21 protein-coding genes are annotated in these 15,239 nt (G+C 21.9%); all 21 read right to left on the bottom strand.

Annotated elements, in window-relative coordinates; all coding sequences use genetic code 4:
* Window positions 1-13: 13 nt before the first annotated feature.
* Entirely contained in the window at window positions 14-2,047 is a 2,034-nt protein-coding gene (locus AACL11_RS06805) for a hypothetical protein (RefSeq protein ID WP_338986951.1), read from the bottom strand.
* Window positions 1,998-3,230, bottom strand: coding sequence for a hypothetical protein (locus tag AACL11_RS06800; protein WP_338986948.1), 1,233 nt, complete (start codon window positions 3,228-3,230; stop codon window positions 1,998-2,000). The genes AACL11_RS06805 and AACL11_RS06800 overlap by 50 nt, the downstream gene beginning before the upstream one ends.
* Window positions 3,231-3,248: 18 nt before the next feature.
* On the bottom strand, window positions 3,249-3,371 hold the full coding sequence (locus AACL11_RS06795) for a hypothetical protein (protein ID WP_338986945.1): 123 nt from the start codon (window positions 3,369-3,371) through the stop codon (window positions 3,249-3,251).
* A gap of 543 nt (window positions 3,372-3,914) precedes the next feature.
* Window positions 3,915-4,744 (bottom strand): IS5 family transposase gene (locus tag AACL11_RS06790; protein WP_338986605.1). Its coding sequence is split into 2 segments (ribosomal slippage): window positions 3,915-4,348 and window positions 4,348-4,744, totalling 831 coding nucleotides; the frame shifts between segments, so codons are not numbered across the junction.
* A 49-nt stretch (window positions 4,745-4,793) separates the two neighbouring features.
* Window positions 4,794-6,845, bottom strand: a complete 2,052-nt coding sequence (locus AACL11_RS06785; protein WP_338986943.1) for a hypothetical protein — start codon at window positions 6,843-6,845, stop codon at window positions 4,794-4,796.
* A 3-nt stretch (window positions 6,846-6,848) separates the two neighbouring features.
* Complete coding sequence (locus AACL11_RS06780; RefSeq protein ID WP_338986941.1) at window positions 6,849-8,567, bottom strand: hypothetical protein; 1,719 nt, start codon at window positions 8,565-8,567, stop codon at window positions 6,849-6,851.
* 14 nt (window positions 8,568-8,581) lie between these two features.
* Complete coding sequence (locus AACL11_RS06775; RefSeq protein ID WP_338986939.1) at window positions 8,582-8,896, bottom strand: hypothetical protein; 315 nt, start codon at window positions 8,894-8,896, stop codon at window positions 8,582-8,584.
* 107 nt (window positions 8,897-9,003) lie between these two features.
* Window positions 9,004-10,017, bottom strand: coding sequence for an IS3 family transposase (locus tag AACL11_RS06770; RefSeq protein WP_338986622.1), 1,014 nt, complete (start codon window positions 10,015-10,017; stop codon window positions 9,004-9,006).
* A 38-nt stretch (window positions 10,018-10,055) separates the two neighbouring features.
* Entirely contained in the window at window positions 10,056-10,901 is an 846-nt protein-coding gene (locus AACL11_RS06765) for a hypothetical protein (RefSeq protein WP_338986937.1), read from the bottom strand.
* 18 nt (window positions 10,902-10,919) lie between these two features.
* Entirely contained in the window at window positions 10,920-11,297 is a 378-nt protein-coding gene (locus tag AACL11_RS06760) for a hypothetical protein (protein WP_338986934.1), read from the bottom strand.
* Between the two features lie 17 nt (window positions 11,298-11,314).
* Window positions 11,315-11,500 carry a hypothetical protein gene (locus AACL11_RS06755; RefSeq protein WP_338986930.1) on the bottom strand — a complete coding sequence of 62 codons (186 nt, stop codon included), beginning with the start codon at window positions 11,498-11,500 and terminating at the stop codon, window positions 11,315-11,317.
* A gap of 1 nt (window position 11,501) precedes the next feature.
* Complete coding sequence (locus AACL11_RS06750; RefSeq protein ID WP_174481134.1) at window positions 11,502-11,690, bottom strand: hypothetical protein; 189 nt, start codon at window positions 11,688-11,690, stop codon at window positions 11,502-11,504.
* Window positions 11,691-11,709: 19 nt separating this feature from the next.
* The gene (locus AACL11_RS06745; RefSeq protein WP_338986929.1) at window positions 11,710-11,940 is read right to left on the bottom strand and encodes a hypothetical protein; all 231 of its coding nucleotides are present in this window, start codon (window positions 11,938-11,940) and stop codon (window positions 11,710-11,712) included.
* A 16-nt stretch (window positions 11,941-11,956) separates the two neighbouring features.
* Entirely contained in the window at window positions 11,957-12,781 is an 825-nt protein-coding gene (locus AACL11_RS06740; protein WP_338986927.1) for a hypothetical protein, read from the bottom strand.
* Between the two features lie 119 nt (window positions 12,782-12,900).
* Window positions 12,901-13,098, bottom strand: coding sequence for a hypothetical protein (locus AACL11_RS06735; RefSeq protein WP_338986925.1), 198 nt, complete (start codon window positions 13,096-13,098; stop codon window positions 12,901-12,903).
* A complete protein-coding gene (locus tag AACL11_RS06730; protein ID WP_338973882.1) occupies window positions 13,091-13,336 on the bottom strand; it encodes a hypothetical protein in 246 nt (81 codons plus the stop codon). Before AACL11_RS06730 ends, AACL11_RS06735 begins: the two co-directional genes overlap by 8 nt.
* A gap of 320 nt (window positions 13,337-13,656) precedes the next feature.
* A complete protein-coding gene (locus AACL11_RS06725) occupies window positions 13,657-13,947 on the bottom strand; it encodes a hypothetical protein (protein WP_338986924.1) in 291 nt (96 codons plus the stop codon).
* Window positions 13,947-14,108, bottom strand: coding sequence for a hypothetical protein (locus AACL11_RS06720; protein ID WP_338986922.1), 162 nt, complete (start codon window positions 14,106-14,108; stop codon window positions 13,947-13,949). The genes AACL11_RS06725 and AACL11_RS06720 overlap by 1 nt, the downstream gene beginning before the upstream one ends.
* A 3-nt stretch (window positions 14,109-14,111) precedes the next feature.
* Window positions 14,112-14,405, bottom strand: a complete 294-nt coding sequence (locus tag AACL11_RS06715; protein ID WP_338986919.1) for a hypothetical protein — start codon at window positions 14,403-14,405, stop codon at window positions 14,112-14,114.
* Window positions 14,395-14,832 carry a hypothetical protein gene (locus AACL11_RS06710; protein WP_338986916.1) on the bottom strand — a complete coding sequence of 146 codons (438 nt, stop codon included), beginning with the start codon at window positions 14,830-14,832 and terminating at the stop codon, window positions 14,395-14,397. Before AACL11_RS06710 ends, AACL11_RS06715 begins: the two co-directional genes overlap by 11 nt.
* Window positions 14,833-14,834: 2 nt before the next feature.
* Complete coding sequence (locus tag AACL11_RS06705; RefSeq protein ID WP_338986915.1) at window positions 14,835-15,125, bottom strand: hypothetical protein; 291 nt, start codon at window positions 15,123-15,125, stop codon at window positions 14,835-14,837.
* Window positions 15,126-15,239 lie beyond the last annotated feature (114 nt).

Here is a 15,239-nt window from a genome sequence, read left to right as displayed (position 1 = left end):
GATGGTAAGTAATTTAAATTTCTAAATTTATATAAGAAATATTTTCGTTATATTTATCAAATAAATTAATATTATTTAATTCTATTTCTTGTTTATCTGTAATTAAAATTAAATCATAATTTCCAGTACTAAATATGCCACTAATTTCAATCCGATTTAAGTTATTAATCGGATTTTCAATTTGTAGTTCAAATTCACTATTATTATCAATTTTTAAAATTTCTTTATAAAATTCCAATTTAGAAAATAATTGGGATTTATTTGAACCATATAAATTTAATGCATTTTCAATTTTGATTTTTCCAATAATTGCTCTTGTAAAATATTTTCCATATTCACCATTACCTAATGTTCAATCAGCAGGAATTAAAGAAGGTATATTATTACTTTCTAATTCATTTGTAATAGATAATCAGTTAAATTGATTATCATCAAGTTTAAATAACTCATTTTGGCTAATATCATTGTTTTTTAATTTAATATTATTAATATCTGTAAAATCAAAATAATTAGATTTTAATATTACTTTTGCATCTTTAAATTGTCAAATTTCATCTTTATTAGGGTGTATTGGATTTGATTTTAGTTCAAAATAATAAGGCAACAATATTTTATTATCATCATTTAAACCTTTATTAATAGACATATTAGAATAAATATTATTTGATAACATAATTATTATTTGTTTTAATATTTGTACTTGTGGTAAACTGATATAATTTGGATAATCTAGTTTTCACTGTTTAAACAAATTGCTAATTACTTCATCTGGTTTTTGATTTTCAAATTTTGCTCGCAATATATCCATTTTATTTGGAGGAGTTACTAAAGATGCACCATCAAAATTACGATTATAATTATATGTATAAGTTAACATATCTAATAATAATTGTTGTAGACTGTCAATTGGTGGTTTATCATTTATTTCAATTTCAATATCATTAAAGTTCTGTGATAATTCAATAACAATATTTCTACTTAGATATGGTGGGTTTGGTTCTCGATGACTATATAATAAATATTGTTCATTCTTTTTCATTTCAAAATCAGCTAATTTTTTCGGTATTGGTGATGGTCCATCATATTTACCAATTTTTGCATATGTTATTTTTGCATTATTAATAATTTCTTTTCTTGTTTCAGTTCCTCCACCAATAGCAATTAAATCTAAAACTGATTTTTCTTGTCCTATAAATTGTTTTGCTAAATTTCAAGGTAAGATTTGTTCACTAAATCATTGTTGTAATATTCTAACTTTTGGTTGAGTTTCAATAGGCATTGATAATAGTGGAAATGCTATCTTATCTTTAACAAACAACTTTGGGTATACTTCCATATTATCAACTTCGCCAAGTACCTTTATATTGCCAAAAATCATGCTTCTAGGGGCTTTAATTTTTAAACCAATTACTTTGGTATCTTTATCTAATGGTTTTTGTAATTTAATAATAATTGGATAACCATCTCTTGTTTTAAAATCTTTAATTTTAATAATAGTTATACTTTTAGTACTTCTTGTTTTTGGATTTTGATAAGGTTGAGAATAGTTATTAATGATATATAAATTATCAATATTATTTTCACTTAAAGGTTCATTAATTGAAACTGCATATAATTTAAATTGATTTAATAAATTTATTTCTTGAAATATTAAATTTTTAATATCAGTCATACTATATTCAATTGTATTATCATTAATGTTAGTACTTGCTCTTTGATTTAATTGCATAGTAAAGTCTGATGTTTCAGCAGCAGTAGTTTTTAATACTTTATCAATATCAATAAAACCAATTTTAATAGTATTTGCTGAAAATTTTAAACTATTATTTTCATTATTTTTAAATAAACGTTCAATTTCATAAATATAAATTGTTCTTTTTTTAAATTCATCGTATGCTCTATTAATATCGGGGTCACTAGTTGCTCTCATCATATTAGTAAAGTCATAAGGAATATTATCAATTAAATAATCATTTTCTACTTCTGCTTGATTAAGTTTAGTTTGTTTCTGTGGAAATTTCGTTTGTGGTTTGTTGTTGTTTTCCATTGTTTTCTCCTATTAATTGGTTATTTTCGGGATTAAATAATTTTAATCTCACTGTTAAATTATTAATTTCTTGTTCATCATTAATATTAAATGTTTTACTATTTAATAAGTCTTTATCTAAACGTACTAATATTTGAATAAATTTAAGAATATCAATATTAAATTGTCATAATTTTTGTTCAATATAGTTAATAGTTGAAATATTTACTGCTGTACTTTCGGGAACTGATTGTTGTGCAGATTTCTTTTGACTTGGTATATGAATACCACAACGTTTAAATATTTCATTAACATTTCAATCGTATATATCAGTTAAATTTTTACCTTTAAAATTACTATTTGTCATATTGATATTTTCGTTTTGTTCATTATTATCTCCACCGCTTTTAAATATGTAGTTTTTAGTAACCAAAGTTCTTACTGCATCTTCTATTAAAGATTGAACATTACCATAAGTTTGACTAAATATAAATTTAGGTGAATTTAAAATGGTATCTAAAACAATTTGTTCATAAATAACATCTAATGCTTTAATTTTATCCATTACTTTATTACAATCTGCTAATTCATTTGCTTTATTTCTCATAATTGCTATTGGTATATAGTTAATATTTAGTGTTTGTTCTTGTGCTAAATTAGGGTTATTAATGAATGATTTAAAATCTAGTGGAAATTGTTTTTTACTATCATTAACACTATAAATTGCACGATTAATAGTTACTTGTTCATTATTTAATGTATAAACTTCAAATAATCTTACAATTTGTGCATTTTGTTCATAACTATCATAAAAAATAGTACATTGAATTAATTTACCAGTAATATCATAAACTCTTTGTTGTATATCAACTACTTGAAAATATAAATCATCATTAGCAATAAAAATTAAATAACCACTAATCCCTAATTTACTTAACTTAAAAATAGAATTTCAATTTTTTCTATAAAATTCTTGTTGAATTAAATATTGTTTAATAGTTTCATTATTAATATCTAATGGAGCATTATATAAATTAGCATTATTTTCTGCTACAAAATCAGTAAAATATGTTTCATGATTAAAATTATTAAAACCAAAATAACTTAAAATAGAAGCATGCGTACTTTTACCTTTTAAAAAAGTTAATTTAGTTTTTTCTTCATTATTAGTACTTTTATCTTTTCTTAAAAATCTACTTAACATAATATTCACCACCTTTTTTTAAAATATTTGATTAATTTTTAATATAAATTTTACAATAATAAATATAATTAAACCTGCTGTTGCTGATGATAAAATAACTCCAATTAAACCTAAAATAATTTTTATAATTTTAAAAAACATAATATTATTCCTGTAATTCTTCTAATTTTTTAAAAATATAATCTCTACCCATACCCCACATTATTCTATTGTTATAAATATTAATTTCAGTTTGTTGGTTATTGTTATTATTTGCTATTCATAAACTACTTTTTACAACGCTTGTATCTAATTGATAATAAAAATTAATTATTTGTCAACTATAATTTTTATTATTTTCTTTAGTTGTATAATCACCATAACTTATATATATTCTATAATGTGTTTTATCTTTAAATATATATTTTATATAATTTTGATTATTATTATTTTTATCTATTATAACTTCTCCTACTTCTTTTCATTGTGGAATACGTGGTGTTGGAGGTTCTATATATTCAATAGACTTCTTGCAAAACTGTGATTATTATCATAGTTTTTAAATTTAAAATTTTATTTTAATAACACTTTTAATATTTATTAAAAATTATTATTCAAAATATGTCTTATTTTTTCTTCATTAAAATAGAACAAAAATTATTATTTAAAATAACAAAATTTAAAATATTAAATTTTTGAAGATTTTTAATTTAAAAGTTGTAAATTATAAATTGAAGCTATTAAATTAAATCTTAAAGCAAATCTTTTTCTTCTATTTCGATATTTTTCACTAATAATTTTAAATTTTTTCAGTATAGCAAAAATATTTTCTATAACAACTCTCATTTTTGAAATTTGTTTATTATTTTTCTTTTCTTCTCTAGTTAAAGGAATTTTCTTTGATTTTCTTTTTGGAATTAAAACATTAGGATGTATATTTTGTATTCCTTGATATCCCAAATCCACTAAAATAGTTGTTTGTGATAAAAATTTAACTTTTGAATCTTTTAAAATTTTAAAATCATGGTTTTTACCACAAGAAAAATAAGAACTTATAATTTTTTTACTATCTTGTTCAATTATAATTTGTGTTTTTATTGTGTGTTTTTTCTTTTTTCCTGAATAATATTTCTTTTGTCTTTTTTTGGGCGTTGGATAGCGCTTTCAGTAACATCAATAATAGCTGTTTTATCTTTAAAATTATTATTTAACAATGATTTTGCTCCATTAAGTTGCTGAAAATCAGGATGTTTTATTAAAGTATTTTCTATTCACTTGATATTTCTATAACAATTACTTTCACTAATTCCATAACTTTTAGCAATATGAAAATATGTTCGGTATTCACGTCAATATTCTAACGTCATTAATAATCTATTTTCTAAAGTTAATTTATTAGGTGTACCACCATTTTTAAACTTTTTTAATTCTTCTTTTTTTAAAATTTCTATCATTTTTTTAAAAACAATCTCATTTATACCAGTTAATCTTAATAGTTCTGCATTTTTAATAGCTTTTAATTTATCAAACATCATAAATTACCTATCTTTTTTTAATTTTAATTATATTTTAAAAATGAAAATTTTAATAGATAAGTCTCGCAAGAAGTCTAATATCTCAATTATTTTCTTCTATTTCATTTGTTTCTAAACTTTTTGAATTAATTTTTATAGGTTTATCTATATTAATTACACTTGGTGAAGTAATATTTAATGTATTACTAGTAATTTGATAAGTATTTTCTTTTAATTCTTCAAAACTAAATATAGCACCACCATCAATTTCACATTTAATAAATAAACTTCATTTATTAGTAGATTTAGTATAATCAGCCTTAAGAATTAAAGAAGCATCTTTATTATCAATTTTACCAATTAAAAGAGTTCATGTACCAGTTCCAACTGCTTTTGCTGATTTAAACAATAACATTAATGGATAACCATTTTGCTCAGGTGCATTTCTGTGTCATGTTATAAATACACGATATGTTTTATTAAGGTCAATATTAAAATTATCTCATGTTCTATTATCAACTTTCTTTCCTATTACAACTCAATTTTCTTTATCTTGTTTTTTATCAATATTATTTTTATTTTGATTAATAGCACCAGCAACAGTTTTATTAGTAGTTTCTAAATTAGGAATTTCTTTACTAACAGCATTTATTTGAAAAGCAATTGGAAATTGTGATTTTGTATCTTCTATTTTTTTATCTACTTCTTCTTTTTTATAATAATCAGATAAATCTGCTTTACCACCAGTAGCACTAATAGTATTAGTTTTTTCATCAATCTTAATATTTTCACCAGCAATTAATTTATTTTGTTTTTTATCTAATAAATTATTAGTTTCTATTTTTGTATAATAATCACGTTCAGTACTTTCTTCTGCTATAAATTCAGTTGGCGTATCTATTCCTTGATATTGATATATTTCTTTTATATCACCAATTAAATTAATTTTTCCACGTTCAGGATAAGAATTACCTCCACCACTAAATTTTTTATTTCTATTGTCATAGTAAATAGTTCCAATATTTAAAATATTTTTATTTGAGATTTGTTCTTTATAAGTCATGGAATCAACATTTAACAATTCAAATTCATTAAAAACATTATTTAAATAAATTTTAATTACTTTATAAAATTTCATAAAGTCATTTTCTGTTGAATATTGATAACTGATTTTAATAAAATATCATTTAAATGTTTCTATATTATTATTTTCAACTTTTTTTCATAGGGGACTAGTTTCGATATTAAATCAATTATTTTTAACATCATTAATATTTTCGTTTGCTTTAATTAATTCAGTATTTAATTTTGTAATTTCATTTTCATTAGTAGTAATTCGTTTTTGTTGTTTAGCAGAAAAATCACAAGTTGGTGCATGTGTATAATCACCAATTTGTGGATTATTTTGTAATGCTTCGGGTGGTAATGTACCAATTTCATCAGGTCAATCTAAAATCATTGTTTCAGATTCTTTATCATAATCTGTTGCAACATAACCTTTATTTATAAATTTTGTAACAGGACCTCTATATATTTCATTTTCATTATCATCAACTAAATCATCATACAATTTCATTTGTTTTGATAATGTAAATTCTTTTTGTTCTTTAATTAATTTATCAATTTGATTTCTAGTATAAAATGCTTTTAAGTCAATTTTTTCAACATCTATTTCATCATCATTATAACTTGAAAATATTTGTTTTAATTCTGTTAATCTTGCTCATATTTTCATTCTACTAGGTGCTAAATCTCAAACATTAATTGTAGGAGTACTATTTGCACTAAATTGAGTACCATTATTAAATTGAATAGTAGCATCAACATTAAATTCAATTGGTGTACGATTAAATACTCAATGTTCAACCATTACATAAACCATATCTCTTAATGTTTCTTTAATTAATTCATCTTTAAAACTATCAAAAGGAAATTTAGATAAAATAAAATCAAGATAAGCATTAATATCATTTTGAGCACGAATAGCAAAAGTTGTAAATCAATCATTAACATTTGGTCATGTTTTTATATATTGCTGTGGTGTTTCTGTAATTTTTCCAGTTAATGGATATCAGTTATTATAATTTTCTAGACTGACACCAGTTCAAAGTTTATTAATCATAATTTATCATTCCTTAAAAAATGCTTGTTTATAATGATGAGTATGTTTTTTTGTTTTTTTATGTGTTATATGCTCAATTTCTTTTTGTATTTTATTTTTACCTTTTTTTAATTTTTTCTTACTTTTTGCTATAACTTGACTATATGCAAATTTTTCTAAATGATGTAATAATCCTGTACCAAATAAAGTATTAACTGAAAATTTTAAACCAACATTTTTAAATGATTTGTTAATATTTTCAATAGGATTATTAATAACATTTACTACTTTATGATAAGTTCTAATAGTTCTAAATATTTCTCTATATACTTTAAAACTATCTCTAATTACTTGTTGCACCACTGGTGGAGCAAATGCTATTGCTTTTAATCATTTATTACGATTAATACCATAACCAATGTATCAACCACTATATCAACGATATCAATGAAATGGATGTATTTGAGTAACAAAAGTTTTTGCTTTAAGAATACTATCAACAACTGTAATTGGTTTATATTTAGGATTGCGATGATAAATAGTAATTGCACATTTATCTAATGACAAAGGTTGAATTTTACAACCCATAAATACTGGTGAATTTAATGGAATTAATTGTGCATGTTTAATTGCTCTTTTTTCTGCACTAGTAAATAAATCAGTTGCTTTTTCTTTTAATTTATTAATTTTTTCAAATGCTTGTTTTTCTAACTTTTCAAATTTTTCTTGTAATTTATATATACTTTCTCTTATTTTTTCAAAATATGGTGTATCTTTTCAAAATTTATTTAAACCTTTTTTTAAATAAAATCTAATATCAAAATATTTAAAACTTTGATTTGCTTTTAAAACAAGTTGATGAATAACATTATTTTTAAAATTAAATTTAATAGAATTAGCACGAATTTTTTGTAAATCTAAAATTAAAGTTTTTCCATATCTATTTTCTGTATGTATTGTATGAACTAAATTTAATCAATCATGTTGGTTCATAGATAGTACTTTTTTTAAATCAGTATTATATTTTTTTAAAAAGTTATTTGCTTTTTCAATATCTTTGATTTTAAATTTTGGAGTTAATTGTGGACTTAATTTTATTAATGTATTTTGTAATAATAAATAATCTTTTAATTCTTGTGCTTCTAATTTTTGAAAATTATTTTTATATTGTCTTTCAGCAACATAACCTAAATCTCGTAATACTGTTTCACGATTAGGAGTAAAACTATAATTCATTAAATAACGTTTATTACCAATAATTTTATCTGTTAAAATTTCTTTTCCACTTACTTGACTAATAATTTCTTGTAAGTTTTTTGCTTCTTTAATTCCAACTTGTTCTAATGTTTTAGTTTCTTGTGCTAGTTTAATAAATTTAGTTGTACGATAACCACGACTAATTTTATTAAGTCCAGCAAATGCAGGTAGTATATTAAAGAAAGTATTTCATTTTGTTACATTTCCTTTTAAATAATCATAAACTTGATTAATAGTAAAATCAGTTGTAGCATAAATACCAAAATTAATGGCACTTGCAATAAAATCACTTGCACCTAATCCAAGTGCTACGCTTTCACTTAATCCACCAGTAAAAGGAGCAAGTGCTACTGCTATAACTTGTACACCAATCATTTCTAAAATTTCTCATCAAAAACTTTTATTTTCTTGTTGGTTACTTGTTCTAGTATGTTTTGGTTTATTTATGTTTAAAAGTATTGCTGTACTAGTTGTACCAATTGGCATGATATTAATTTCCTTTATTTAAGAGTTATTTTAATTGGATTTGTTGAACCTTTATAATTTAAATCATTAACATTTGCAGTAATAGTTATATATAAGTCACCCGCTTTTTGTTTTTGATTACTTACATTAGTTTTTCCTTGTGCATCACTAAAATATTTAATAGTTGGATTTGTTAAATTTGGATTTAATGATTTAAGTTCATTAGTACTTTTTATTTGTGTATTTAATTCACTATTATTGTTATTAACATTTGCACTAATATCAGTTGTTAAAACTGTAATTTTAGTTTTTAAATCAGTTTTTTCTGTTTTAATAATTCCACATAACATTCATCTTGATGTTGTTTCATTATTAGAAATATATGGGATTGCTTCTCCAACAACTTCACCAGCAGGTGGTTAGCCCTAATTACTGGACCATATTTTGATAGATATTTCTAAATTTTTATTTGTAATATTGGTGGTTTTAAAAATTTAGAATGTATTCTTTCATAATTATAAAACATAACATATTGATTTACATCATTAATAGCTTCATTGATTGTTAAATATTGATTTGAGTCTTTAGGCAATCATTCTTGAGATAAATGTGAAAATCAATTTTCAGATATGACATTACCGCCAATATCATATGGTTGTTTTTTGCTTAAAATTATTTGTTTGTTTTTTGCTCATTTTGTAATTTCTTGACAATAAAATTCGTTGGCGTTATCTGAATGTAAAATAACGTTTTTTATTTGATTTCAAGAAAATTGGTTGTTTATTTTTTCAAGTGCAGGAAGAATTAAATCTTGATATGATTTATTTGAAAATGTATTATAACTAACAACATTATTTGAATAAAAATCAATAATTACAAAAAGATATAGTCAACCTTCTTTGGTGTTTATTTGTTTAGTATCCATTGATCAAATTTGATTTGAAGCGGTTGTACTTTTGTAATCTTTGTTTACTTTATCCATTGTAGGTATTCACTTATTTGGATTTTTTTTGTTTTTAGGATAGTTATTTTTAGTTTGTTTTAATCCTTGAATATTGTGTTTTTTCATAATTTTTCGCATTTGTTTTGTTGATAATTCTATATTTAAAATGATATTTTTCTCTTGTTTTAATCACTCTTTAAAAGCTGAAAAAATTCTTAAATATCCATAAATTCTACCTTTTCTTGTAGAATGAAATTCGATTAAAAGTTGGCATAATTCTTGATATTTATGATTGCAATTAATAATATGATTTTTTTCTTTTTTAATAAGTTTTTGTTTATTTTTTAAAAAGTAATATGTTGATCTGTTTAATTGAAGATATTGACATAAGTTTCTAATTGAATATTGATTTTTGCAATCATCGATAATTTTAATTTTTTCTTTGATATTTAATTTGTTAATTATTAATGCTATTTGTTTAATTTTATCCATTAATAAAAATCCTTTCAGGTCAAAATTAGTGTTCATTATATAACACAATTGTTTTTAGAATACATTCAGATTTTTTAAATTAATGGTCTAGTAAAAAGGGCTAAGTGGCCCCAAACTTTATATGCTCTTCCTGCTTTATCATCTTTAATAAAATCTACATAAATAACTGTATTTTCTATCATGTATCTTTTCATTGCTCTTGGTGTTGCTAAAATAAAGGTCATTAATTGTTGTTCATTTTTATCATTAGTAAAAATCATATAGTCATCAAGAACGATTTCACATAATACGCCTTTTACATATAAATTATTTCCATTTAAACGTAATTGTTGTGCCAACTGATTATCGGTAATTAAACCTTTATTATCTGCTAAATAAACTAAACTATCATAAAGACCATTAGTAATAAAAAATTTACTATTTGCAATATTTCTAAATTGAAACAAAGTATTTCAAGCAGATAACATCGATTTTAAATAACCTACTGGTGTTGTATCTTCAATATCGATTTTAGTAGCAAATTTTGCAATTGCTTGTGTATCATGAATTGCCAATTTATCTGCTAAATCATTTGCAACTTCATATTGCATACTATCTAATAAATTTTGACCATTATTTGCTTTTAAATCTACATCTGTAATAATTTCTCCTGCAAGATATTTTTTAGTTATTTTTTTACTAATTTTATCTGTATCAACATATGGTAATTCATATCTTTTACTTTTATCATCTCAAGCAATAATTTTAACTTCTGGTTTTTTTGGTTTTTTAACAATAAACTCAATATTTACTGAGTCAACAATTTCAGTAGGGAAAAAGTTTGCCCATGGACTATTTGAAATTTTAAAAAACTCTATAAATTCTGGTGCTTCTACTAATCTCTCTGTATTGTCTAAATTTTGATTAAATGGTACTGACATTTTATTTCTTCCTTTCGTTTATAAATAATTTTTCTTTTTATAATTAATTAAAAAATTTTCTTTATCATTTGGTTTATTATTAATAATTATTTGTTTATTGCCACCTGTATTAATTGTTTCTTTAAATACTGGTTGTTCTTTAATCATTTTTTTAATAGTTTCTTCAATTTTTGAATTTTCTAAATTATTAGTTTTAAATTTTAAATAATCATAAAATTCAGTTTTAACTTGATATTTTTTAAATATATTAATCATTTCTTTTTCTTTAATTTCTTGATTAAGTTTATTTAACTTATTTTCTGCTTCATTAACTTTATTTTCTATTTCTTGTGAAGAAGCATTGTTTTCAGTTAAAGGTTCAGTTGTTTGTTGAACATTATTTTCATTTTCTAACATTTAACATTCTCCTAATCTTATCCCAATAATCAATCTTTAACTAATTGTGGCATTTCACTTATTAGTTTTTTATAATCATTAACAGCATTTTCCAATATTTCAATATCAGAAAATTTAAAACAATTATCAATATGTAAATCAAAATCTCTATCAATACTGATATCTTGTTTTCTATATTTTTCATTAAATTCAATTTTTGTCATATTATTTTTCTCCTTTATTAATTTTTTCGTTTAATTTTGCTAATTTTTTTTGATGTTTGATAATTTTGTTATTTGCTCTAACATGTTTTGGAGTTGTGATAAATCTTTTTAATAAAACAATAATTTCTCTGCAAATTAATGTTCCAACACTTGTTCCGATAATTATTAATTCATGTAAAAATTCTTTCATTTCAATATTTTCCTTTCAACTATTTATTTTCCATTTCACTTTCACTTTTTAAAATAAATCTAATAAGATTATCAATTTTTTTATTTAATTTGTTACTTAATTCTTGTTGGTTTGAAGTTGCAATACCATCATATCTATTAACTAATTTATTTCTTAAATCTAATGCTTCATTTAATCTTTCATAACCAAATTTAAGCATTTCTCTTTTCTCTTTTATAATTTTTAAATCTTTTTCCATATCTTTATTCATAAATTATTCACCTCCTTTATAAACTCATGTGATTATAATCTCAATTTAATGAAGCATTATCGTGATTTAATGCTACTTCGCTCATATTATCACTACCATATTGACTGGTTGTTTCACTATTAATTGTGAATCTATTATCATTTACTAATCTTGCAGTTTCATCATTAAATGATGTTTCTTGCATTTCTTCATTATGATGTGTAGTTTCCATAGGTAGTAAATTATGGATTATTTCACTTGCACCAGCAATTATGGTAGGTACTGCATAAGCGTTATTAAAATCATTATTAATACCCATAGCAACTCCACTTGAAATTAAACATCCACCAGTAGCCATATTACAAATCTTTCTTATTGTTTCAAATTTATTAGGTATTAACTCAGTTAATCCACTAATAAGATTTGAAATACCATAAGCATTTAAACTAATATATGTATCTCAATCCATTAATGACTGATTTTCTTGTTTATTTAATAGTAATCATGGAGGACCCTCAGTTGTAGTTGTAGTAGTTATTGGCATTGGTGTTGTTGGAATAATTGGACTAATATTATTTTCTGTTCATTTACTATAATTTGCTAAACCAATTGTTCCTAAACCAAGTAAGATTTTTTTACTACTATTAATTAATTTAGTTTTAGTATTTGGTCTTTGATTTAAATTTCATATATCTAAACCTAATTTTTTACCAAATAATAAACTATTAATTGAACCTAATAATGGATTTGCAATTACTTGACCATAATAAGCACTTGTACCAATCATTGCACAAATTGGACTTATACCAGTTCTAATTAATTTAGTTAAAGTATAATTTGATTGTGTATTTTCGTTTGGCATTTTATTCTCCTTTATTTGCTTTTAACATTTCTCTTACAATATCTAATAAAGTATTTACTTGATAAGCATATAATTCAAATTCATGAATTCTAATTTTAATTTTTTCTTTATAACCCATTTTAATCTCCTTTAATTTGTTTTATATCATTTAATAGTTCTATAAATTTTTTCATCTCTTTTGAATAATAATCAATGCTTAAATAATTATCACTTCAATTAAAAATTATATGTGTATCTGAATTTAAAAATTCAACATTATTAATAAATCATAATTTTTCATCTACATTTCATTTAACTAAAAATTCGCGTTTAGTCATCTTTATTCTCCTTTTTTTTAATTGTTACTTTAATTCAACCTTGATAAACATCATTATCACCAACTATTAATGCAACATTACTTTCTGGGTCAGAAACAATTATATGTTTTGATTTAACATTTGGGTATTGTCTTAAAATAATTGCTCTAATATCATTACTTGTATGAATTGCTTTGGGAAATGGTGATAATATTTCAATTTCATCTTTATTTTCAAACAAAGTAGGTAATATAATCATTAATCAAAGTCTCCATTTTCTATTAGTTTATTTAAGATAAATAATGTTACATCCGTTCTCCGTGCTGGCTCTAATTCAATTAAATCATTAATATATTTAATTAATTTTTCTTTATTCATAATTTAACCTTTCTTTTCTAACTCTTTTATTTTGTTTTTGTTTACATAAGTTATTACATTTATGAGCAAAAACTCTACCATAACCACATTTATTATTCTTTTTAATTTTTATAATCATTATTTTTAAATGTTTCTTCTTTTTCATCAAAATACAATTTAGTGTTTGCTTCTATTCACTTCTCAAAAGAATTTAACTTTAATTTATTCATTATCAAAGTCTCCCTCATTAATATAAATCTGAAGATTAAATAAACCACTTTCTTTTCCTATTTTAAATAAATTACTAGAATCAGATTCTTTATTTTCTTTTCGAGTTGTTATAATAAAATTAATTAATTTTTCTTTATATTCATTAATTACATCTTTTTTAAATTCTTCTCTTATTTTTTTTATATTATTTAAATGTTCTTCTGTTATTTCTTGATTACGTTTTTTATTATATTCATTAATAATTTCTTGGTCTTTATAAGAAAATAGTTTTTCTTTATTCATTATTTATTCTCCTTATTTTTAATTTGATTAGAAATTTCACTTAATATTTTTAATACTTTATATTCATTTTTTAATTCTTTAATAATAAATATTAAAATTATTATTAGTGTTATACTTGTTATTAATATTGGTACTATTAATAAAATTTTTCATAATATCATTTTTTACTCTTTTCATTTTTTAAATCATTTAAAATTAATTGAACAAAATGCACGATTTTTTTGAATATTTAAAGTATTAAAGATTTCACCAGTTACTATAATTTCATCGTTTTTGTTTAATAAAATACAGCGTCTATAAAGTTTTGGGTTGTTAAAAATTAAAGTAACATAGTTTAAACCATTTCATTGACCACGAACACTATAATATAATTCTTTATTACCTTTTTCGTAATATTTTGCTTCAATAGTGTTACTAAGTTTTACTGTTAATTTGACATAATTTGCTTTATCTTTCATTTTTATAATTCCTTAAATAATATTGAATATGCTTATATGCATCTTGTTCATGTTTTGTAAATTTTATATTTCCTTTATAATTTTCTATTTTAGTTTTATTTTTTGGTTCACTTTCTAAATAATCTCAGTTCATAACATCTTCTACTAATACCATTAAAGCGCCAATAATTTTAGGAGTTGCTAATGGATTAGTTAATAATTGTTTTGAATTTAAAAAGAAATTTTCAACAATCACTAATATTTTTTTATTAATAAATTGTTTTTTAATTAATTTAAAATATTCTTTATATATATTTTTACTTTCTAAAACTGTTTTAGTTTTGAATGTTTCATTAAAAACAATATTATTAGTTTCATTTGAATATATAACAATTCCATTATTACCAATTCCTGCTGGGTCAATACCAATAATTAAGTCATATTGCATTATTAATCAAAGTCTCCATTTTTAATTCTTTTAATTAATTCATCAATACCTTTTATATTTGGGTCTCTATTTGAAGATAATAAAAATTGTTTTCCATTATAAGCATTTGCTCTATTATTAATTAAATATTTAATTAATTTTTCTTTATATTCATTAATTACTTCTTTTTTAAAAACTTCTCTTAATTTTTCTATATTATTTAAATGTTCTTCTGTTATTTCTTGATTACGTTTTTTATTATATTTATTAATAATTTCTTGGTCTTTAACAGCAAATGGTTTTTCTTTATCCATATTTATACCTCCTACTTAACCTAATATTTAAAATACAGTCATAACAAATTGCTTTACTATTTTTATCTCTTAAAAAATATTTTCTTGTTTTTATATCATCAGTATTAAAGAATA

Source organism: Spiroplasma endosymbiont of Dasysyrphus albostriatus, from assembly GCF_964019495.1.
GTDB lineage: Bacteria > Bacillota_I > Bacilli_A > Mycoplasmatales > VBWQ01 > Spiroplasma_E.
This window is presented reverse-complemented; position numbering and strand designations above follow the sequence as displayed.